Genomic DNA, 20,627 nt, shown 5'->3' with positions numbered 1-20,627 from the left:
AAAACGGCAACCTTCAGGCTGCCGTTTTACGTTTCATTACTCTACCAGTTTTAGTAGAAATCGTAAGATACTCGCACACCGACCGTGCGTGGGCGGTTAGTGACAACCTTTGGTGTAAACTGTTGTGTATCTATATTCAAAATGGCGCTTTCGTCGAATACGTTATCAACATAAAGTTCAGCTTTCCATTCATCATTGGTTACACCAACAGCAACGTTGGCCAGGAAGTATGATTCCTGCACATAACGGCCACCACGGAATGTTTCACCGTTACGGTCTGAATAGGTCACACCTTCATAAACCGCAGCTTCGTCTTGAATTTCAAGACCAGAGCCTGTGCCATAGATAAGCTGTGTGGCATCTTCAACCACATAAGCATCCATTGTCATACCTGCGATACGATCACCGGTATAGCTTACAGAACCATTAACATAACCGCGACGGCCTTCTTCCATTTCAAAGAAGTAGCGCGCATTAATGTTACCTGAGAAATCTGCCGAGTATGGCAGTTCAGCACCTACGCCTGCCGAGATGCCCTGAAGTTCCTCATTAATGCGAACCAGTTCTGTATCGAGCACACTAAATGCAGCGTTGATAACCAAATCATCAGTTGCCAGCCACGTGATATCTGCATCAATACCTTTGATTTCCGCATCACCCACGTTGTCTGTAAATACCAGGAACGAGATGTTAGTAGGGTCGAAACGTGACGTCTGCAAGTCAGTTATTTCAGAGTAATAAGCGGTTGCGTTCACACGTAAAATACCGTCAAGAAAGTCACCCTTCATGCCCAGCTCATAGTTATCCAACGTATCTGTAGTTGAATAAACTGGGATTCGGAAGTTCTCAAAGCGGCCCGTTTGACTAGACGCCAATCCACCACCAACACGGTTAGTCACCGGAGGACGGAAACCTTCTGAATAGTTGGCAAACAGCAGTACGTCATCATTTACTTTCCAGTCCAGGGCGAACTTAAAGATAGTGTCATCTACAGTAAGGACGCCATCACTGTCTAAATCATCTACAATCAACTGGCCGCTTTCAATTGCAGCTAGTACAGCTTCAGGATCTTCACCAACCGCAGCCAGTTCGTCAGGGTTTTGACTTCCGAACGCTTTAACCCGACGAGATACATCTACGGTAGTTGTCGAGCCTTTATATTCATCATCAATTTGATACCAACGGGCACCAACACTGGCAGTAAGTGATTCAGTCAATTCATACTCAAACTGACCAAATACCGCGATTTGCTCAATAGTGTGTGTGATGTCATTAACGAAGCCGACTTCTGAAGGGAAAGGACCGCCATCAGAGTTGATACCCTCGTTACCTACAAGTGTACGCTCCATATCTGGATATAGCTCTGTGTTCGGTATCTTGAACTGACCGATTGTCGCCACTTCCTGGTCATCATAAAACAGACCAGCCGTTACTTGCCATGGCGTATTCATCGTGGTGTTGAAACGCAGCTCGTGCGTAGAGCGTGTAGTAGTGGTGTCTTCACGATAGAACTTAGTAGGATCAAGACAACGCTCGTCTTCTGCTGCAATCGTGTCGCCACCATCGTAGTTACACACATAATATGCCGAGAACAAACCACCGTTGGTGTAGCCTGTATAGTCAGCCAGCGTGTCGATTTCGCGATCCAAATAGCCACCGGTGTATACCATATCCAGTTTGTCTAAACGGCCTTCAAGCGTCCAGGTTGTCAAACCAAATTCGTCTTTATTTTCTTCAGGTTGAAAACGATTTGTCGAGCTTTCACCTTCAAGATTCGGGTCGTAAGAAAAAACACCTTCTGTATCCAATGTCTGCTGTGTGTGCTGAATCAGCAAATCCCAGCGGTCATTAAAGATATAAGAAAGGCCTACACGGGCACCCGAATAAATTGCATCATTGAAATCTTCCTCAACCAGTGAGTCATTCTTCGGCGAAACGACAGACGCGTCAGTAGAGCTAACACCATCACTATTTACCCGGTTAGCATCCATCGCTGCAGGATCAGATAATACGCCGCCAGAAATACGGCTGATGACCTGCGCGCTACCAATATAGCCCCCGTTGCCAGGATCATTTAGTACGTTATCAATCCAACCGCCCTGGCGATCATTATAAGCCGCAACGCGGACCGCCAGCTTGTCAGTCAGTGTCATGTTGAAGAATGCCTCAACGGCATTACTCATCTCGCCACCTTTGGTAAAGCCGATGTTCGTATCCACACCCGCTGAGAAGCCGCTATGATCAGGCTTGTTGGTAATCATTCGTACAGTACCAGCCTGTGAGCTGGCACCAAACAATGTACCCTGTGGCCCTGGCAATACTTCGATTCGGCTGATATCAGTAGCGTAAATATCCAAATTTCGGCCGGCCATTGATACCGGTTGTTCATCCAGGTAAAAAGCTACGGAAGGCTGCAGCGCCTGAACAGACGACAGCATGATATTTGATTGCGTGGTTGCCGCACCACGGATATATATTTCGTTCTGACCCGGGCCCGTACCCTGGAAAGTCACATTTGGCAGGAACTCGACATAATCCTGGAAGCTATCGATACCACGGTTTTCCAGTGCCTCACCATTTAATGCGGTAACGGCAACGGGAACATCCTGGATTGATTCTGTCCGCTTAGTCGCGGTGACTTCGATAGTTTCAATTTTTGCATTAGCGCTCTCTTCCTGTGCCAGTACTGGCGTAGAGGCTAACGCGGCCAGGATGGCGCAGCTTAGCTGTGATTTTTTCATGGCTAGTGTGTTTCCTGTTTTAGCGTTGATTTTTAGATATTGCTCTAACGAAAAAAATCGTTAGAGTGAATACAGCGTCCTTGTTGCCAGCAAAATTTATTATTGTTTTTCTGGTAGTTTTAACCACCATTGGCTGATCTTTTACTGTAATTCCTACCATTTGGCCTTATTTAACGTAAAAAATCAAATAGAACTCTAACGATTAAGACAAAAGTTTAATTTGAATGCACCATAACGTATATTGCGTCGTATTTACGTTCACCCAAAGCTTTTTTGCTGAAAAGCTAACCAAAAGAAGGATATAGAAGTGAGCAGTGACGACACTAATGACAGCCCACTAAATAAAAGAGTCTTTATCTCATCCTCTCTAGTGATATTCGTGCTAATGGTCTTCGCCGCCTCAGGCCCAGATCGAGCAGGCAAGATATTCCAGGATGCACAGGATAGTATCGTCACCAACGGCAGTTGGTTTTACATAATGACGGTCGCATTGATACTAATTTTTGTTGTCTTCCTGGGTGTATCACGATTTGGGGAGTTGCGCTTAGGGCCCGACCATGCGAAGCCTGAATTTTCCATGCCTACATGGATTTCAATGTTGTTTGCGGCCGGCATGGGTATTGGACTTATGTTTTTCGGCGTTGCAGAGCCAATCATGCATTTTCAGAACCCGCCTTCTGCAGAACCTGGAACGACTGCAGCCGTCCGCGAGGCGATGAAGACGACCTTCTTCCACTGGGGCGTACATGCATGGGGTATTTACGCCATTGTCGCACTTGTTCTAGGATACTTCGCGTTTCGACATAACCTGCCTTTGACACTACGTTCTGCTTTACATCCGTTAATTGGCGATAAAATTTATGGATGGCCAGGCGATTTAGTCGATATCTTTGCGGTAACCTCTACAATTTTCGGTGTATCAACATCGTTGGGTCTGGGCGCCGCGCAAATTAATGCTGGTCTGAATTATGTATTCGGCCTGCCAAATAACAACGAAGTGCAAATTGGTATCATGGCGTTCGTGGTACTTATGGCTATTGTCTCAGTAGCAACCGGCCTTGAAAAAGGCATCCGCCGCTTGTCTGAGACGAATATGGTTCTGGCATTGCTACTCCTGGTGTTTATTTTTGTTCTCGGTCCTACAGTATTTCTGTTACAAGCCTATCTGCAGAACACAGGCGCATACCTTTCAGATATTGTGCGAAATACGCTGAATCTTTTTGCTTATGAGAAAACCGACTGGATCGGTGGTTGGACAATCTTCTACTGGGGTTGGTGGCTTGCATGGGCGCCATTTGTAGGCTTATTTATTGCGCGGGTTTCGTACGGCCGCACCATCCGTGAATTTATCTTTGGTGTGTTACTCATCCCCACGCTGTTTACATTGCTATGGATGACCATCTTCGGTAATACAGCCATTGACCTGGTCTTCAGTGAGGGGTTAACCAATCTTGCTACCATGGTTGATCAGGATGAATCGGTGGCCTTATTCGTGTTCCTCGAAAACTTCCCGATGTCGTCCGTGCTTAGTGTTTTAGCGGTATTGATGATTATTATCTTTTTTGTGACCAGTTGTGACTCCGGCGCTATGGTCGTAGATATGTTGTGCTCACATGGCCGAAACGATACGCCGCTATGGCAGCGTATTTACTGGGCAATTGGCGTTGGCGTAGTTGCATCTATATTGCTTTATGCCGGCGGGCTTAGTGCGTTGCAAACGATGACTATCATTTCAGCACTACCCTTTTCCATCATCTTGCTCGTTGCAATGTATGGCTTATTAAAAGCATTACGCCTTGATGGCTACAAGCGGGAAAGTTTGCAAATTACCGCAATGCAACCACCTACGGTTGGTGCCGATCGTAACTGGCAGGAGCGGCTTGAAAATATCATCAGCTTCCCTGATGAAAAAACAGTGCGCCGTTTTATGCAAAAAGTTATCGAACCAGCCCTCCGCGAAGTGAAAGAAGAGTTTACCGCGCAGGGATTTGATGTGGAATTGCTGGATAAAGATGATGCATTACGCATGACTGTGCATATGACCGGCAAAACTGATTTTATTTATGCTGTTTACCTGACTCATGAAGATCAGCCTGAGTTTCTGCCTTCAGAGGAAGCAGCAGCCAAGCCTAAAGAGCAAACCTATTGCCGTGCAGAAGTGCACTTGGGAGAAGGTGGTCAAAATTATGATATAATGGGCTGGTCTAAACTGGCAATAATCAACGATATTGTTGACCATTATCATAAACATCAGCATTTCCTTCACTTGATGTAACACTCAATAAGGAGCGATTAGGAAAAGTGCATGCGTAAAGAAGAAGAATTATTGGTAGCACTTCGGCGCGTTATCCGGGCGGTTGATTTGCGAAGCAAACAACTTAGCAAAGATGTGGGCCTGACCGGCCCACAGCTTATGGTCATGCAGAATATTGAAGCCAATCCTGGTGTAATGGTGCGGGAAATTGCAGATAGTATTAATCTGAGTCCCGCCACTATTACTAATATTCTGGACAGGCTTGAGACCCGGGGATTAGCTAAGCGTATACGCAGCACTAAGGATAAGCGCAAGGTGAGTGTTCACCTGACCGACAAAGGGTATGACTCACTGGAGCATGCACCCCGTCCGTTGCAGGAACACTTCATTGAGCGTTTTAATCAGTTAAAGGAGTGGGAACAGAGTCAGATGGTAGCAACAATGCAACGTATCGCTACCATGATGGATGCAGAAAAGATTGATGCCTCACCATTTCTTGAGGTGGGCAGTATTTCAGATAAGCATTTATAGATTATTTATCTTTTGACTTCAGCTGATTGGGTCGCCCACCGGTGACCTTGTCAGCCCTACCTTCTTCCTTGGCCTTTTCAGCACGCCGCTTACGAACTTCTTTCGGATCAGCAATTAACGGCCGGTAAATTTCAATTCTGTCACCGTCTGATACAGAAACATCCAGCTTCACCACCCTGCTCCATATTCCAACCTTATATTTATCCAGGTCGATTTCAGGGTAAATCTGTACAATTTTAGATGCTTCAATCACCTCGCGTACCGTTGCGCCCTCACCAATAGCCACCTCGATAATGGACTGACGATCAGGCAGCGCAAACGCGACCTCGGTATTGAGTATTCTGGCCATCAGTAAACCTGCTTGGCGCGCTCAGTAAATGCCTTAACCATACTGGCAGCCAGCGCGTTAAAAATTTTACCAAACGCCAATTCAGTTAGCTTGCTGGTGAATTCAAATTCAAGATTTAATTCGATTTTGCAGGCTTCGTCTGACAGCGCAGAAAATGTCCACCCACCAGTCAGGCGCTTGAACGGCCCGTCTATCAATTGCATATGAATGTGTCGGGCCGGCTCCAGTGTATTTTTAGTCGTAAACCACTGTCTGACACCCGCCTTCGCCACAAGCAATGATGCTTTCATCATATCTGATTCACGCGCCAGAACTTTACTGTCCTTGCAGCCAGGTAAAAACTGCGGATAGGCATCCACATCATTGACTAAGTCATACATCGCTTCAGCACTGTAATTTACCAGTGCGCTTCGTTGAATAATCGGCATTAAAAGTTCACTAACAACATTGATCGTATGGCATTAGTTTATCACGAGATATTTGGCTTACCTACCGTTTAGCGACACCTTAAAAAAGCCGTTTTCATCCTTTGAAATTTAGTCAGAATGCCCCAATATCATTCTTCTTAGCGTAATAACGATGTCTCAACGCGGTTGAAACTAAAGACAACAGGAACGCAATCAGTATAATGGCGGGCATGAAAAAGAATAAAACAAATACCAGCGGGACTATCGCGCTGAATAAAAAAGCACGACATGATTATCACCTTGAAGATAAGTTTGAGGCTGGTATGTCGCTGCAGGGATGGGAAATCAAAAGCATCCGTGAGGGTAAGGTAAACATTACCGATAACTATGTCATCATTCAAAATGGTGAAGCTTACCTTGTGGGCAGTCGCATTACACCGCTACAACAGGCTTCTACACATGTTATTTGTGCCCCTGAACGTGCACGCAAGTTGTTGTTGAATAAGCGCGAGCTTGATCGACTAATTGGTGCACGGGATCGGCAGGGTTACTCAATCGTAGCCACGGCAATGTACTGGAAAAAATGCTGGGTGAAGTTAGAAATACATCTGGCGAAAGGTAAGCAGACGAAAGATAAGCGCGACACCGTGAAAGAGCGTGACTGGCAGCGCCAGAAAGAACGCGTCATGAAACACAGCGTTTAACTGTTTCGGCTTCCAACGATAGATTTGTACCGCCGGGTCATTTTGGCCCGATGGGCAGTGTCCAGTAAAAGACTCCAGAGCTCAGACGGGTTACGAAGTGTCGATAAGTCATTGCCAAGTCTGCGCAACTGTCGTCGCACCATCGACATCGTAATTAGGCTTGCGAGCGTCCTATCTTTACGATTACAGCGCAAAATAACGCCGCGGTATTCCGGGTTTTCCTGCCATTTTTTTGCTAAATCCGGCGTTGTAGCCAGTGCGCTGGCCATACCAACCATCGAACAGCCAGACTCAATGATCGATGTAGCCACCGGCAACCGACTGATTCCTCCTGTGGTCATTACCGGCATTTCAGCGATAGCGGCTATTTGAGCGGCAAAATCAGCAAAGTACGCTTCTTTTGATAATGGCGCGTCGTCGCCCGTTCGTCCCTGCATAGCCGGAGACTCATAACTTCCGCCTGACACCTCTACTGCATCAACGCCCAACTTATTAAGGTGCGCGACAACTTCCCTGGCTTCTTCAGGCGGCATGCCATCGCGCTGAAAATCTGAGGCATTTAGTTTCACCCACAGCGCAAAATCATTTCCGCATTTGGCTTTTACTTCACTGACAATATTAATCAACAGTCTGGCGCGATTGGCAAGGCACCCACCCCACTGGTCGTTGCGCTGGTTAACCCGTGGGGACAAAAACTGCGACAGCAAGTAGCCGTGTGCGGCGTGGATCTGCACACCATCGAACCCGGCCTCTTTGGCTCGCGCGGCTGTGGTGACGAACTGCCTGATAATAGTGTAAATCTGATCGCAACTGGCCTCCCGGGCCTGCGCGAACTGCTTAGAATATCTGCCAAGCTGAAGATTGACTGCTGAGGGCGCGAGCGCGTAGTCATTGACCGACTTAAATACCTGACGACCGGGATGATTAATCTGCATAATCGCCAGACTGCCGCCCGAACTCATCACTCTGGACCACTCGACAAACGGTGCCAATGGGCTGTTTTCATCAAGCACAACGCCACCCGGCCCTGTCATGGCATGTTTATCTACCATAACGTTACCGGTAATTATTGCGCCAAGGCCACCGTGTGCCCAGTATCGGTAAAGCGAAAAAAGATTATGGTCCGGTAAAAGATTCGCACCAGACATATTCTCTTCCATCGCTGCTTTAACGATCCGATTGGGAAGGACTTTTCCACATGGCAGGGTAAGTGGCGTGAATAAAATCTGATGGGCACTCATAAATAAAAACTGTCAGGTCAAAATGCCCGCTTACTTTATCTGTAAATACAATAAATTGCATCTTTGAAGAAGATATTTTGTTTTGCCGGTTGTTTTTTTTTACAAACATAACCATATCTGTTTACAGACAGTCATTCATCGTTAATACAATAGGTTTAAATGCCTGAATTTTAGGCGAACCACGGGTTATAGCGCTTGTCTGGTGTACCCGTTCGCGATAGAATGATTGTTCGTTGTTAATTCAGTAGAAGTAAACGGATTAACGGCAACACGCTTCAGGGGCTGATTAGGATTCGACAGGATCTAGGACGCTGGAGGTGCATGCAGAGGTGCGGATTGCCTCTTAAAAAATCCGCTTTAAATAGTCGCAAACGACGAAAACTACGCACTAGCCGCTTAATAACCGGTATAGGCCCTTCCACCACAGCTTTGTTTGCTAGCGTGGATTCGGAAGGTCATATAAGCAAACTAGCGAGGGAAACTCTCCTGAGGTTGAACCGCGAAATAGTATCAGGACCGCTACCAAGAACCCTGTTTGTCGGGGTCTGAAGTAGTTAAACAAAAGACAAACTAAGCATGTAGTACCAAAAGTAGACATTTTCTGGACGCGGGTTCAAATCCCGCCAGCTCCACCAATTCCAGATGCGGTCTAGAACCTTCTAGACCGCTCTATCCCTCTAAAGACGCTGCTTCCAGCGAATTTCAATCTAACCACCAATCGTTCTCCTTTGTTCCTGAAAGGGCTTCAAAGTGTCGTGAATCTGTATCTTCATGTCGTGAATCTGTCACCTCACCTGATTCGCTTACCAGCGGCATCGGTACACGAGAATGTCATTTATTCCGCAAACGCGTTTTCGATAAGTTATCGCCTATCGCTTATGACGTGGCACATAAATACCTCAGAATTAGTAGGCAAAAGAGCTATATCGAAGCGAATCGTTTCCTTGCCAGATTAGACAGGCAACTTGAAGTGGCTGATCTCAATCTGTCGAATGATATTTCCGAATTAAAAATGTTTGCTAAACAGAAAGCGCTCCAGTGCCTGAGAGATACAGCGCACATGAGTACCGAGGCGGCATTTCACTTTTGCAGGTCTAAGTTCAGTCGTTACGGGTTTTCTATACCTGATGATATGTCACAGACCGAAGCCCTTCACCTACTGCGCTCTGAAAAGTTCTGGTTTAAAAAGATAAAGACACTGGCTACGCAAAAGATGGAAGAGGTACGCCGACAACTTGACCTTATCAATCAAGCGAAAAGTGCGTATTGCAGCGTCGATAGACTCAAACAGCATCAATGGGAAAAAGAACAAGCTCACGCTTTCATGGAGAACAAATGGTTTTGCAGTGCTAATGGGGAGCTTATATCAATGTTGGATGCATACAATTCCAACGTTTCAAACCCGAAAATAAGACGTGCTGAACTCATGGTCCGCGTTAAAGGCACAGAGGAGTTTTCAAAGTTACAAGGTGACTGTGGCTGGTTTTACACACTAACCACACCATCAAAGTATCATTCACACTATAAATCAGGTAAGCCGAATCCTAAACATCAAAAATTATCAGTCAAAGATGCCAGCGAGTACTTAAACTCGCAGTGGCGAAAAGCGCGAGCACAGTTCGATAGAGAAGAAATCAATGTATACGGATTACGCGTTGTTGAACCGCATCATGATGGTACCCCTCACTGGCATTTGATGTTATTCATGCCACCCGAAAAGGCACTGCGAGTCACAGAAATTCTTCGCCACTATGCGATGGAGCATGAGGGTAATGAAAACGGGGCAAAGAATAGTCGTTTTAAAGCTGAGCAAATCAAAGATGAGAAAGGCTCTGCACAGGACTATATAGCTAAATATATCTGTAAGAATATCGATGGTGAATACCTAGATACTGACAAATACGGCAATGATGCCAAAGTTGCAGCATCAAGAATTACAGCTTGGGCCTCACTATTCAAAATCAGACAATTTCAATTCTTTGGCCTTCCCTCCGTTTCGTTGTGGCGTCAACTGCGCCGAATTGATGGAAAAATTGAAGATGCAGGGCTAGACCAACTTCGACTGACAGCAGATTCCTCTGACTGGCTTGCTTACATAATAATGATGGGCGGCAATAACAAACGTAAAGCTGAACGTCCTTTCATTCTTGAGTATGAAAAGCAAATTAAGGCCATGTTCGTGGATATCGATCCCAAGCTGCTATCTAACTACGCTTACAACAACAAGCCTAGAACAATCCTTTCTGTTACTTCCAAATACCTGATAGCTGATAAAGGCTGGAAGCTCATATCGTCACCCGCTGAGCTGGGCGACTGCCCGCCCGCCCCACGGGACGGACGAGCAGTCGAGCCGGGCTCGGCGGGTCACCGAAGGTTGCAGGCAGACACGCGGTGACCGCGTGCCTGCCAAAATCGAAGGTATCTTGGACTTGTGTAAATAACTGTACTAACCCAAAACGAGAAAGAAAAAATGAAAACCGGAAGAAATGAAAAATGCCCCTGTGGCAGTGGTAAGAAGTTTAAGCATTGCTGCATTGATAAGTCAGAAGAGCATTTTGCACAAGATGAATCTGATAATGCCAGCCTGCCAAAAGAGCAATATATTGGCTTTAACCGTGATCGTGCGCCAGATATGTCACCGTTTGATCTCGACCAAGAGGCCATTTGCTGTCTTGTATCCTTACTCTCAACTGGTGCAGCTAAATCGCTAAACGAAATGCACAACACGAATAAGTTCGAAACTGATCATGTGATTGTGACAACTGGTAACTGTTCAGATATTAAGTTAGCCGGCCCCTTCAGTTCCTTAGAAGCTGCTTTTGAGTTTTCAATGAAAAATCATGGTGCAGTACGTTTTCAGACTCAACCACAGTTTGTTTAAGTCTAATGGTGGTATGAATAGTGACAGACGAAGAACTCTTTAATGTACTGCTACACAAAGCAAAAACTAGGCGTCTTATTAAGGCGCTCAAAAGCAAACATCCTGACAAATGGCAAAGGGGATACCGAAATATTGCCGACGCCTATGAAGAACTCAGAGACAGGTACGTACAGAAATCTTTCTTTAATGTAGGTATCTACGATCCTTCACAAGCAGATAGCTGGCCCTGGCGCTTCCATTACGAGGATGGGCTTTATCTTTCTGAAAAACAACATGTCTGCAAAATGAGTAAAGCCGCTGTATTTAATAACATTAGTGAAGCCCGAAAACATTTCCATACATGGTCTGGGAATAAAAAATACAAAATGGAGATTATCGAGTTCAAACAGCTCGTGGCGGTTCCAGCTTCATCATTAGATAGTAACGAAAGTTCATGGCAAACAGCACAGCCGCGCTTAAGTGATATTAAGTCTTAGTTTGCCAAATTTGAAATCCAAATAGCTCTTTAACAACCTGACCTTTAACGAACTACGTTACCGCAAAAGCTTGCCCCGCTTTGTAATATGGTCAAATGAGAAAACATGCTCAGAAGGGGCAATTCTGCATTTCCCAATATAGCGGCCATGAAATTCTCTGCTCTTATCGATTATTAGATCCTCGCCGCAGATAGAGCACTTCGCTTCAATGGTCACAGCTTTCATTCCAAGTGGGTTATCTTCGATACCTGATGATGTAGACAGGAACAATTTGTTTCGCCCCAGCTTTCTAGACCAAAGTACGGGAAATGCAGTAACACCTTTGTTCATTAATTCGTGTAACCGGTGAAACATTAAACCCGCAAAAATACCGAGTATAACCACGGAAGTCGCAACCGGCTTACTCGACCAGTCAATTATGCCAAGTAGCGTATATATTGGAATAATCACCAGTAATAACAACGTGACACCTACAGTAATAAGAATTCGTGGTGACAGAATTGCATTCATGAACGGTTTCGCCCATGGCATGGGGTCGTGCAATGCCGTCACTACGTATCTTATATCGGCAGCCTCATTTCTGCTGGAAGATGTTACTCGCTCTTTACCTGTGCGAACTCGCCATTGATTCGCTTTGCCGCCCTTATGCTCAACTCTCTGGATTGATAGTGTACTTAGTCCCTTATTTGCAAGTTCAACATTAAGAGATGATGTTTGAACAAACAGTGCCGCCAAATTTTCATCGTGCGACTTCATCCAGCGTCTAGCCTTTTCTGAATTTCCTTCACCGTTTATTTGCTCAAAAATTTCCACTGCCGTGAAGTAATAATGCGATTCATCAACGGCTTCGGACTGAACAAGTTCTAGCGTTTTAAGGACTAATAATTCACCGATTTGGTCTCCAACTAATTGAGGCGAGTGAATTTGGAAAAACTTCTTCGCAAACTCAAGTGATTGCCCCAATTCTTCAACATCTTGTTTTTCCTCAACTTCCATGTATGCACTACCCGTATATAACCCGTCATATGCCTGTTTTAACAAACCTTTTAAGACCAAGCTAGCCCTTCAATCAATACAGAGGTACGCAAATATGAACGCGATGGTCACAACAGAAAAACTTGCCGAATTAACCGGCTACACAAAGGGGGCGATTCACATGAAGGTCAAGAAAGGTGTGTGGATAAAGAATGAACATTATTACAAAGCGCCTGACGGCAAACTCATTTTTGTCGTTGAAATGGTTTATCAGTGGTTTAAGGAGAATGCAAAATGAGTGTAAAAGCAGTGAAAGGTGGATATGTCATCGACTTTACCCTAGGCCATCAGCGATATAGGGAAACAATACCCGCTCCCCAAAACAAATCTGCGTTGAAGCGAGTCGAGGAACAGGAAGCAATTTACAAATTTGCCATTAGCATGAACGACAAGACTATCGCTGAGAAGTTTTCAACCAGCAAAATTATTCAAAAGGCATTTGATAAAGGCCTCGAGCACACCGTTCACGAGTACTATAAAATTTGGTTTAAACAAAAGCAGCTCAATTGGGCGTATTCAACAAAAAGGGGTTACGGCCAAAAATATTACTCCTATATCGAGCCGAATTGGGGTCACCTTAGACTTTCAGAGTTTAAGGGTAGTATGTTTGATGAGTGGGCTTCGGAAAGCTCTCTATCGGGTAAATCTATCAATGAAGCTCGAAACGTTTTGAAGCAGATTTTCAAACGAGCTTACTTTGACTCAGTCATTGATCATGATCCAACAGAAAGAATCGAAAGATACAAGCAGAGATTTCATGAGCCGAACCCATTCACTCAAGACGAGATAAGGAAAATACTCCAAAACTTGGAAGAGCCTTACAAGCACTTGTACAGGTTAGCTTTTTTTACCGGCTTGAGGACAGGTGAACTATTAGCACTCCGATGGCAAGATGTAGAACTGGAGAATAAACTCGCTCATATAAGAGTTAACATTACTTCAGGAGTTGAGAAAGAGCCAAAAACTAAAGGTAGCATTCGCACCATAGAACTTCACGACTATGCCGCTAAAGCATTGCGTGATGTGCTCAATTCAAAATATAAAGATTCTTATAGAGTTTTTATTGACCCTCGAACGTCTTCAACTTATAGATATGCCGATGGCCTACGGAAATATGTATGGAAACCAGCTCTAGAAAAAGCTAAAGTACTGTACAGGTATCCATATCAAACACGGCACACTTACGCGTCTATGATGTTAAGTTGTGGTTCAAATCCCATGTGGGTTGCAAAGCAAATGGGGCATGCAGATTGGGGAATGATTAGAAAAACCTATGGTCGCTGGATTCCATCTCAAGATTACTCGAAAACATAATGGAATGTAAAAAAATGAAAAAGTCAGTATTAATCACAGATCTTGATAACACGCTTTTTGACTGGTTCACCATATGGTACGAAACGTTCAGTTCTATGATGAATAAGGCATCAGAAATATCAGGTGTCCCATTCGATACACTCATTAAAGAGGCAAAACCGGTTCATCAGAAATATGGAACGGCTGAATATGCCTTTATTCTTGAGAAGCTCCCCTCTTTAAAAAAGCTATATGGCGAAAGAGAATCTTTATTAAGAGAGATGGACGAAGCAATACATGCTGCAAGAAGTGCACGTAAAACACACCTAAAGCTTTACAAAGGCGTTTATGACACGCTGTCTGAGCTAAGATCCAAGCGAATAAGGGTTATAGCGTATACAGAGTCAAAGGAGTGGTATACTAAGAACAGGTTGAAACGGCTGGGTTTAGATTACTTTATCGAAAGGCTCTACAGCCCTCAAGATCATAATGTGCCGATAGATGAAGAAGATAGAACCACTATAGAATTCGAAAATCTTAGCTGCCATCACACCCCTGAAGGTGAAAAAAAGCCAAATCCCCAGCTGCTCTTAGATATCATAGAAGATATTGGTGCAGAAGTTGAAGATTGTGTTTATGTTGGCGACAGTGAATTAAGAGATATCAACATGGCATTCGATGCCAACGTCACTTCTGTCTTTGCTAAATATGGTGGAGCGCACTTTTCAGATACCCAGAAAGGTTATGATCTATTGAGAGAAGTAACGCATTGGAGCCAAGCTGAGGTAGATGAAGAAAAGGAACTCAAGGATAAAGGCATCAAACATAAAGCTGATTTCGAAATTGACAGCTTCTCCCAGCTACTAGATATAATTACATTTGAAAAAAAGAGCTAGAAGAATAAAAAATGAGCATGACAGAAGATAAGCGCGCAGAGTTGATGGTAGATGCTTGGAAAACAACCGTTGACACCCAAAGACACTTTAATGACGTCGCTATGAAAATACGCCATTTTGGTTTTGTAATTCTCGCCGCAGTTATCGGTGCTGCTGGGTTGAGTCTCCGTTCTGGAATATCTTTACCAGTAAATGGTTACAATGTGCCTGTTGGTGCGTTCATTATGCTTTTCGGCGCAGTAGTTTGGTTGGGTATTTATTTTTTGGATGCTAAGTGGTATTCACCGTTTCTTTTAGGTTCTGTAGACACAGGTATTAATTTAGAAAAAAAATTGAATGCTATTTTCGATGGTTGCTTTACACATTCGTCTGACATCAAAAAAAGAAGTAACGAAGTTAAGTTGTTTGGATTTCATGTGGATAGTCGCTTAAGAACTATGATTTTTCACTTTTCGATGATAATTTCGTTAATATTGCTTACAGTTTTGATAGTGTCAATGTCGACACCAATACCTCAGCAACCTGTAACCTGTTGAAAGTAATACTATGATTGATAGTTCAAATCCCGCCAGCTCCACCACACAAGAAAGCCACGCATTAGCGTGGTTTTTTTATGTCTTGAATTTGCTGACTTTGTATACGCGTAATGGATTCACAAAACGTCTGGAGCGTTTTGTACCTCCGCATGCGCCCAAAGAGGCAAGGCCATGGATAGCCTAAAGGAGAAACCCACCAATACGAGTGACTTGTCACATCCACAAGAAGGATTTAGCTCAAAAGGATTCCCGGTTTTTCGTTGACCACCACAATTACCAGTCGCCATACTTACTATCGGTACACAAATTGCTGAGTAATTACTGTTTACCTTCTGCGAGTCCTGAGCGTAACAAAAGGACAACTCGCCCATTAGTAACCAATGGAGAACAAAATGAGTAACAAACAGCTTATTACGACCGTAGGTGTAGGACTTGCCGCTGCCTCTGCAGGCATGTTAGCGAGGAAATCGTTACAAAAGTCATGGGAAAAGGTTACCAATGAACCGGCCCCTAAAGACAAGGTTAGTGAAAATACTGACCTTAAAGAGGCAGTAACCTGGGCAGTAGTATCAGGCATTGGTGCCGGTCTCGCCCGAATGGCTGTCCAATATGCAATAGACAAACGCAAATCAAGATAACGTTTTGACAGCTGATACCTCTTTCAATGCAATATCTGCTAGAGGTATCACCACGGTTATTTGCGAATATTAACTTCTTTGCGGCCTGATTAATCTCCAATTTCAAGTGTACTTAGGAATAAGTTGAGGTCATTCAATACTCCGGTGAAGTTGTGAGATGATCCGGAAATTTATCTCTCCAATAAGGTTTACACTGAATAAATTGAAGTGGACAGCGATTTAACGCGTTGCACAATCACGAATTACTCTCTAATGCTACGCACATCGCGCGCGAAAAAACTTTACTAAATCAAAGACACTAATTGAACAATCCTGATAACAGAAAAGCACTGTTACAACTCATGAGGAAATAAAGCCTCTCTGTACGCATTCCGCCTCCAGAGTTTTGTTGATTTTGACACGCATTCCATCGGCGGCTAAAAATAAACGCCTGGCGTAGTGTTCTGTCGCTTCATCAATCAGGCGCTGCATCCCTTCCCCTGGGGCGTAACGCGCGCTAAAGTGAGTGAGCAGCAGCGCCGGAATCGCTTTTTTCTGTGCATAAGCACTGATGCGTCTGACATCACTGTGTCCGGTATGACTACCCACCTTGTGCAGGTCATCAGCAAGAAACGTGGCCTCATGAACCAGCAGATGCACGCCATCAATAATGGGATCAAGGCATGACGGTGTCTCGTTGTCGCCGCAAATAACCATTATTCTGGGCTGCCAGGCCAGATAGCTGTAGTTCTTGGCAAGCAGTTGCTGCCCGTTATATACAACATCTTCGCCCCGCTGGAGTCGGTTATAGTGAGGTCCGCTGGCGATTTGTTGGGCCTTCAGTTTTTCGATATCTAATTTTCGTGAAATGTGCGTTTCATTAAATTTATAGCCGAAACTGGGCACCCGGTGTTGCAACGGGCAGCTCTGGATCGCAACCCAGCTAAATGAATGCTCACAGAGTGCTTCCGGTGTACTTAGCTGCAGTTGAAAGGGCAAATTCCATTCGCTCATCGCCATGGCGGCGCGAATAAATTCAAGTACCTCAGCAGGTGCCACAACCGTTAATGGATGGGTACGCCCGCTAAGTCCTGCTGAGGCAATCAGCCCCGGCAAACCATAACAATGGTCACCATGCTTGTGGGTGATCAGTATCGCTTCAAGATGAAAAAGCGACAATCGGGTTTTTAGGATCTGATGCTGCGTCGCCTCGCCACAATCTACCAGATACCAGGGTTTCAGATCCTCGCGAAACACCGCATACCCCGATACATTTCGCTGTTTTGTCGGTGTTCCTGAACTGCTTCCCAGAACCTGTACCTGCATGGACGTACTCCTGTTTTGCCTCTACTGCTTCATACTACGTCATGAGCTAAAAAGCGTAATTTTCCGCATGCGCCAGCTCAACCCACGGCACCAGATGGCCAGGTTAGCGTGAACCGTGCCCCTCCCAGCTCGTCATCGTTACTGATATGCAACTCACCGCCGTGCTGCTGTGCGATCTGATGGGTGATATACAATCCGAGTCCGAACCCCATGTCGCCGGTCCCATTCTCTCCCTGTTTAAATGCGTCTTTCAGGGCCGCGTGCTTACCCTTCAGACCTGCGCCATCATCCGCTACACATAGTTCACAGTGATGTGAAGTAACCCGCCAGGTAACCCGGATATCCTTATGTGCATAACGCAGTGCGTTCATTATCAGGTTTTGCGCTGCCACCTGCATTAAACCTAGATCGTACCGGCAAACCGTATCATCCCAGTCATAATGAATCATGATCCGGGTCTGATAAAATGCAAACTTGTCATTAAGCATGCGCATCAATACGTCGCCAGACTGCGCCTGAATATTCAGCGGGGGTTGTTGATGCTGACTGCGTGCATATTGCAGATAGTCGGTGACCAGCAAGTTTATTTCCTCAATATCTTTTTGCAGTCGCTGGCGGTAACGAACCGCAATATCCGGCGTTATTTGCTGAAGGACAAATTCCATACGAGATAATGGTGTGCGTATTTCATGTGCGACCGTGTTAGATAGATCCCTTTGCAGCTGGAGCAGCTCCACTATTCGTGCAGACATATTTTCCAGCGTCTGTGCAAGCGGATACACACTTGAAGAAGGCTTCACGTCAAGCCTTAAAGTCTGCGGCACACGGGAAAAGCGAATAGCAGCGCGCTGAACGCGCAAAATATCCCTGCCAACCGGGAACAGCAAGATCAAAAGTACCAGGGCCAGCGTCATATAAAAAATCAGCGAAAATGTCTGGTCTGCCTGCTCCCAGCGCACACTGTCGTCCCTGATGGGTCCGAATGCCAGCAGCTTTTCGTTTTGCATTCTGTAGTAGATGATTTGATTACTACCACGTACAACCGGCACTATTTGGCCGCTGTGAAGCTTTTCACTGACGGAGGGCGGAAACTGGACACTTGCTGGTGAGACTTCGCGAACGCGGGCAGCATCCGGGAACAGCGTGTGTTGCTCAAAAACCCGTGGCAACGATAACTGGTAGCTATTCTGATTAGTCATCAGCACTTCAAACAGCGCACCGGCACCGGTAAGCAGCCCGACTACCGTCAGAATGAGTACCGCGTACACTCTGACAAATTGCTTACGCATGGTTATCCAGACTCAGAATGTATCCCCGCCCGCGGATAGTCCTGATATGCAAATCGCTACAGCCGGCTTGCACAAGTTTTCTGCGCAACCGACTGATTTTGAGATCGGCCGCTCTGTCACTGCCATCGTACGGCCTGCCAACGATTTGCTGGAACATAAACTCTCGACTTATGGGGCTGTCGGAAAACTTTATAAACAGCCACAAAATATCAAATTCCTGATTTGTCAGCGCGATTGAGCGTCCGGCCTGGTATAACCCTTTTGACCGATAATCGAGTTTGTAATCTCCTAATTCGACGATAGCGGCATCTTCTACCACCGGTTGCTTGCGTAACTGCGCGTTTATTCTGGCCAGCAGTACCGGCGGTCTGACCGGCTTTGCGATGAAATCAACCGCGCCCAGCTCAAGGCCATAGATATGTGTATCGTCATCGCTGACGGCAGTAAGAAAGATAAGCGGGCAATGCTGATCACCACATATTCGCTCTGCGAGTTTAAAACCATGTGTGTCCGGTAACATCAAATCACATACAATTAAGTCGAACTCCTGTTCATGACTGTATTGCACTGCCTGAGTACCGCTCATGGCGCAGGTGACGTCGAAACCCTTTTCCTGCAGGTAATCTGCAATGAGTTCCGATAAAGCAATGTCATCTTCAATAAGCAAGATTTTTTTACCCGGCGCAGTCATCAGTAACTCCAGGAGAAACGACGGCGCTTACGTGTCGCATCAGGCTTGAATGTAGCAAGAATAAGCGTTGCTTCGCTAAGAATCCGGCGGTCCTTTGCATCCAACGCAGTAACATCTAAATTCTGGTGAGTACGCACCGCAACACTGACCTCATGTCGACGCGCTTCTTCCTGACATTGCTCCCAGACCAAATGATCTATGGCGATACACACCGCCCGACGCTCCTCACCAGTATACTGAATATTGAGCGTCGTCTGGCACTCCCCGCTTTCATCACGAACACAGGTTTCAGGCTGAAGGTTAAGCTGTGGTTCTGCCCATGACGTCTTTATATTCAGGCAAAACAGTATCGCCAGCGTGCCAGTAAATGTCTTATTAGAAATGTACATTGATCCCTGCAAACCCACTTAAATAATTATCTTCAAGCAACAATGGACTCATCAGTAAATCGTCGTTCATCTGTGTACGTCGCAGTGATATCACACCCGAGACCCTGTCTGAGATCCGATAAGTAGCAGCAATCTTTACATAATAGTTTATGAGGCTTTTACCGGTTACGTCGGTATCGTTGCGCAGCCCCCGCTCACTGGCCCGCAAACCATAATAGTAATTATTCAGTGCCGCTGTTTTTCTCTGCACACCGGCCTCCCAGAAAAGACGTATCTTATCGATCTTATAACTTTTCTGAAGTGATAAGAGTGTCTCTTCCCCTTCATGACCAACGGTGACATCTTTGCCATACAAGAGCTTTACATCCACATATTCTGTCAGCCAGAACACCTGGCCGCCCGCCATGTAGGTGAACTTTCGTTTTATATTTTCAAATTCAACCCTATTGCCGTTGAAAGGTCTGCCCACATTCGGAATCAGATTGCTAATATCCAGAATCGATACTGATTTGTTATCGACATTGTAAAGTACACCGTCATCGTTCAGGTAGCCGACCAGATCCAACAGGAAATGATCGTTTTCAAACAGGGTGTAACCCAGCTCCAAATTTTCAATATAGAAACGCTCGCCGTAGTAATACCACTGCGGTACCACCAGCGTCTCAAGGGACTCACGCTTATTTAATGGGTTCTCAATCGCACCGTAGCCCAGTGCAATATCCACGCCCCAGTCATGAACCGGCACATGATCGTGCTTAGCCTCTTTAGCGGACACACAGTAGCTTACCCCGCCTATCAGCAGGCTCAGACATATAACAAAAACGAAGCGATGCAATCTCGTTACTCAATCTCACATGTGAAAATCTTGTAAACCCACACATTAGCAGCAGGTCGACCAGTACTTCTATAGTCTGGCTGCAAATCCTACAAAACGCTACATACCGCTACAAATGGCTACATGAAAAAGCGTG

Annotated in this window: 21 protein-coding genes and 1 other RNA gene; 12 read left to right on the top strand and 10 right to left on the bottom strand. The window is 45.3% G+C overall.

Annotation, left to right across the window (positions count from 1 at the left end; genetic code table 11):
- Positions 1-50: 50 nt before the first annotated feature.
- Positions 51-2,741 carry a TonB-dependent receptor gene (locus tag FBQ74_RS07365; protein WP_139756061.1) on the bottom strand — a complete coding sequence of 897 codons (2,691 nt, stop codon included), beginning with the start codon at positions 2,739-2,741 and terminating at the stop codon, positions 51-53.
- Positions 2,742-3,048: 307 nt separating this feature from the next.
- Here FBQ74_RS07365 and FBQ74_RS07360 point away from each other — a divergent pair, with 307 nt between their 5' ends.
- Together FBQ74_RS07360 and FBQ74_RS07355 are read left to right on the top strand one after the other, a co-directional pair.
- Positions 3,049-5,016, top strand: a complete 1,968-nt coding sequence (locus tag FBQ74_RS07360) for a BCCT family transporter (RefSeq protein ID WP_139756060.1) — start codon at positions 3,049-3,051, stop codon at positions 5,014-5,016.
- A gap of 30 nt (positions 5,017-5,046) precedes the next feature.
- Positions 5,047-5,526 carry a MarR family winged helix-turn-helix transcriptional regulator gene (locus FBQ74_RS07355; protein WP_139756059.1) on the top strand — a complete coding sequence of 160 codons (480 nt, stop codon included), beginning with the start codon at positions 5,047-5,049 and terminating at the stop codon, positions 5,524-5,526.
- Position 5,527: 1 nt separating this feature from the next.
- Here FBQ74_RS07355 and FBQ74_RS07350 read toward each other — a convergent pair whose 3' ends face one another.
- A complete protein-coding gene (locus FBQ74_RS07350; protein ID WP_139756058.1) occupies positions 5,528-5,875 on the bottom strand; it encodes an RnfH family protein in 348 nt (115 codons plus the stop codon).
- Entirely contained in the window at positions 5,875-6,303 is a 429-nt protein-coding gene (locus tag FBQ74_RS07345; RefSeq protein WP_139756057.1) for a type II toxin-antitoxin system RatA family toxin, read from the bottom strand. Before FBQ74_RS07345 ends, FBQ74_RS07350 begins: the two co-directional genes overlap by 1 nt.
- A gap of 209 nt (positions 6,304-6,512) precedes the next feature.
- Between FBQ74_RS07345 and smpB the strand changes: the two genes are divergently transcribed.
- Complete coding sequence (smpB, locus tag FBQ74_RS07340; protein ID WP_139756056.1) at positions 6,513-6,986, top strand: SsrA-binding protein SmpB; 474 nt, start codon at positions 6,513-6,515, stop codon at positions 6,984-6,986.
- On the opposite strand, the gene FBQ74_RS07335 is transcribed toward smpB, so the two are convergent.
- On the bottom strand, positions 6,983-8,227 hold the full coding sequence (locus FBQ74_RS07335) for an NADH:flavin oxidoreductase/NADH oxidase family protein (RefSeq protein ID WP_139756055.1): 1,245 nt from the start codon (positions 8,225-8,227) through the stop codon (positions 6,983-6,985). The genes smpB and FBQ74_RS07335 overlap by 4 nt on opposite strands.
- 278 nt (positions 8,228-8,505) lie before the next feature.
- Here FBQ74_RS07335 and ssrA point away from each other — a divergent pair.
- The 4 genes from ssrA (at position 8,506) to FBQ74_RS07315 (ending at position 11,584) form a co-directional block, all read left to right on the top strand.
- Positions 8,506-8,862, top strand: a transfer-messenger RNA (tmRNA) gene (gene ssrA, locus FBQ74_RS07330).
- Between the two features lie 335 nt (positions 8,863-9,197).
- Positions 9,198-10,622, top strand: coding sequence for a replication endonuclease (locus FBQ74_RS07325; RefSeq protein ID WP_139756054.1), 1,425 nt, complete (start codon positions 9,198-9,200; stop codon positions 10,620-10,622).
- Between the two features lie 75 nt (positions 10,623-10,697).
- The gene (locus tag FBQ74_RS07320; protein WP_139756053.1) at positions 10,698-11,108 is read left to right on the top strand and encodes an SEC-C metal-binding domain-containing protein; all 411 of its coding nucleotides are present in this window, start codon (positions 10,698-10,700) and stop codon (positions 11,106-11,108) included.
- Between the two features lie 20 nt (positions 11,109-11,128).
- Positions 11,129-11,584, top strand: a complete 456-nt coding sequence (locus FBQ74_RS07315; protein ID WP_139756052.1) for a hypothetical protein — start codon at positions 11,129-11,131, stop codon at positions 11,582-11,584.
- A gap of 57 nt (positions 11,585-11,641) precedes the next feature.
- Here the strand turns inward: FBQ74_RS07315 and FBQ74_RS07310 are convergent, their stop codons facing one another.
- On the bottom strand, positions 11,642-12,580 hold the full coding sequence (locus FBQ74_RS07310; RefSeq protein ID WP_139756051.1) for a hypothetical protein: 939 nt from the start codon (positions 12,578-12,580) through the stop codon (positions 11,642-11,644).
- A gap of 94 nt (positions 12,581-12,674) precedes the next feature.
- Between FBQ74_RS07310 and FBQ74_RS07305 the strand changes: the two genes are divergently transcribed.
- The 5 genes from FBQ74_RS07305 (at position 12,675) to FBQ74_RS07285 (ending at position 15,982) form a co-directional block, all read left to right on the top strand.
- Positions 12,675-12,857: an excisionase gene (locus tag FBQ74_RS07305; protein ID WP_139756050.1), complete on the top strand. Its 183-nt coding sequence runs from the start codon at positions 12,675-12,677 to the stop codon at positions 12,855-12,857.
- Complete coding sequence (locus FBQ74_RS07300) at positions 12,854-13,933, top strand: tyrosine-type recombinase/integrase (protein ID WP_139756049.1); 1,080 nt, start codon at positions 12,854-12,856, stop codon at positions 13,931-13,933. Before FBQ74_RS07305 ends, FBQ74_RS07300 begins: the two co-directional genes overlap by 4 nt.
- A gap of 14 nt (positions 13,934-13,947) precedes the next feature.
- Complete coding sequence (locus FBQ74_RS07295; RefSeq protein ID WP_139756048.1) at positions 13,948-14,808, top strand: HAD family hydrolase; 861 nt, start codon at positions 13,948-13,950, stop codon at positions 14,806-14,808.
- Between the two features lie 11 nt (positions 14,809-14,819).
- Positions 14,820-15,344: a hypothetical protein gene (locus tag FBQ74_RS07290; protein ID WP_139756047.1), complete on the top strand. Its 525-nt coding sequence runs from the start codon at positions 14,820-14,822 to the stop codon at positions 15,342-15,344.
- 392 nt (positions 15,345-15,736) lie between these two features.
- Entirely contained in the window at positions 15,737-15,982 is a 246-nt protein-coding gene (locus tag FBQ74_RS07285) for a DUF4235 domain-containing protein (RefSeq protein ID WP_139756046.1), read from the top strand.
- 339 nt (positions 15,983-16,321) lie between these two features.
- On the opposite strand, the gene FBQ74_RS07280 is transcribed toward FBQ74_RS07285, so the two are convergent.
- From FBQ74_RS07280 to FBQ74_RS07260, 5 genes are all read right to left on the bottom strand, one after another.
- Positions 16,322-17,287 carry a ribonuclease Z gene (locus tag FBQ74_RS07280; protein ID WP_139756045.1) on the bottom strand — a complete coding sequence of 322 codons (966 nt, stop codon included), beginning with the start codon at positions 17,285-17,287 and terminating at the stop codon, positions 16,322-16,324.
- 77 nt (positions 17,288-17,364) lie between these two features.
- Complete coding sequence (locus FBQ74_RS07275) at positions 17,365-18,576, bottom strand: sensor histidine kinase (protein WP_139756044.1); 1,212 nt, start codon at positions 18,574-18,576, stop codon at positions 17,365-17,367.
- Positions 18,569-19,267, bottom strand: coding sequence for a response regulator transcription factor (locus tag FBQ74_RS07270; RefSeq protein ID WP_139756043.1), 699 nt, complete (start codon positions 19,265-19,267; stop codon positions 18,569-18,571). Before FBQ74_RS07270 ends, FBQ74_RS07275 begins: the two co-directional genes overlap by 8 nt.
- The gene (locus tag FBQ74_RS07265) at positions 19,267-19,656 is read right to left on the bottom strand and encodes a DUF3019 domain-containing protein (protein ID WP_139756042.1); all 390 of its coding nucleotides are present in this window, start codon (positions 19,654-19,656) and stop codon (positions 19,267-19,269) included. Before FBQ74_RS07265 ends, FBQ74_RS07270 begins: the two co-directional genes overlap by 1 nt.
- A complete protein-coding gene (locus FBQ74_RS07260) occupies positions 19,643-20,431 on the bottom strand; it encodes a MipA/OmpV family protein (RefSeq protein ID WP_168190629.1) in 789 nt (262 codons plus the stop codon). The genes FBQ74_RS07265 and FBQ74_RS07260 overlap by 14 nt, the downstream gene beginning before the upstream one ends.
- Positions 20,432-20,627: the final 196 nt, after the last annotated feature.

The sequence above is a fragment of the Salinimonas iocasae genome (assembly GCF_006228385.1).
GTDB classification, from domain to species: Bacteria; Pseudomonadota; Gammaproteobacteria; order Enterobacterales; family Alteromonadaceae; genus Alteromonas; species Alteromonas iocasae.
The sequence above is the reverse complement of the archived record's forward strand: the minus strand, read 5'-3'. Positions and strand labels throughout refer to the sequence as shown.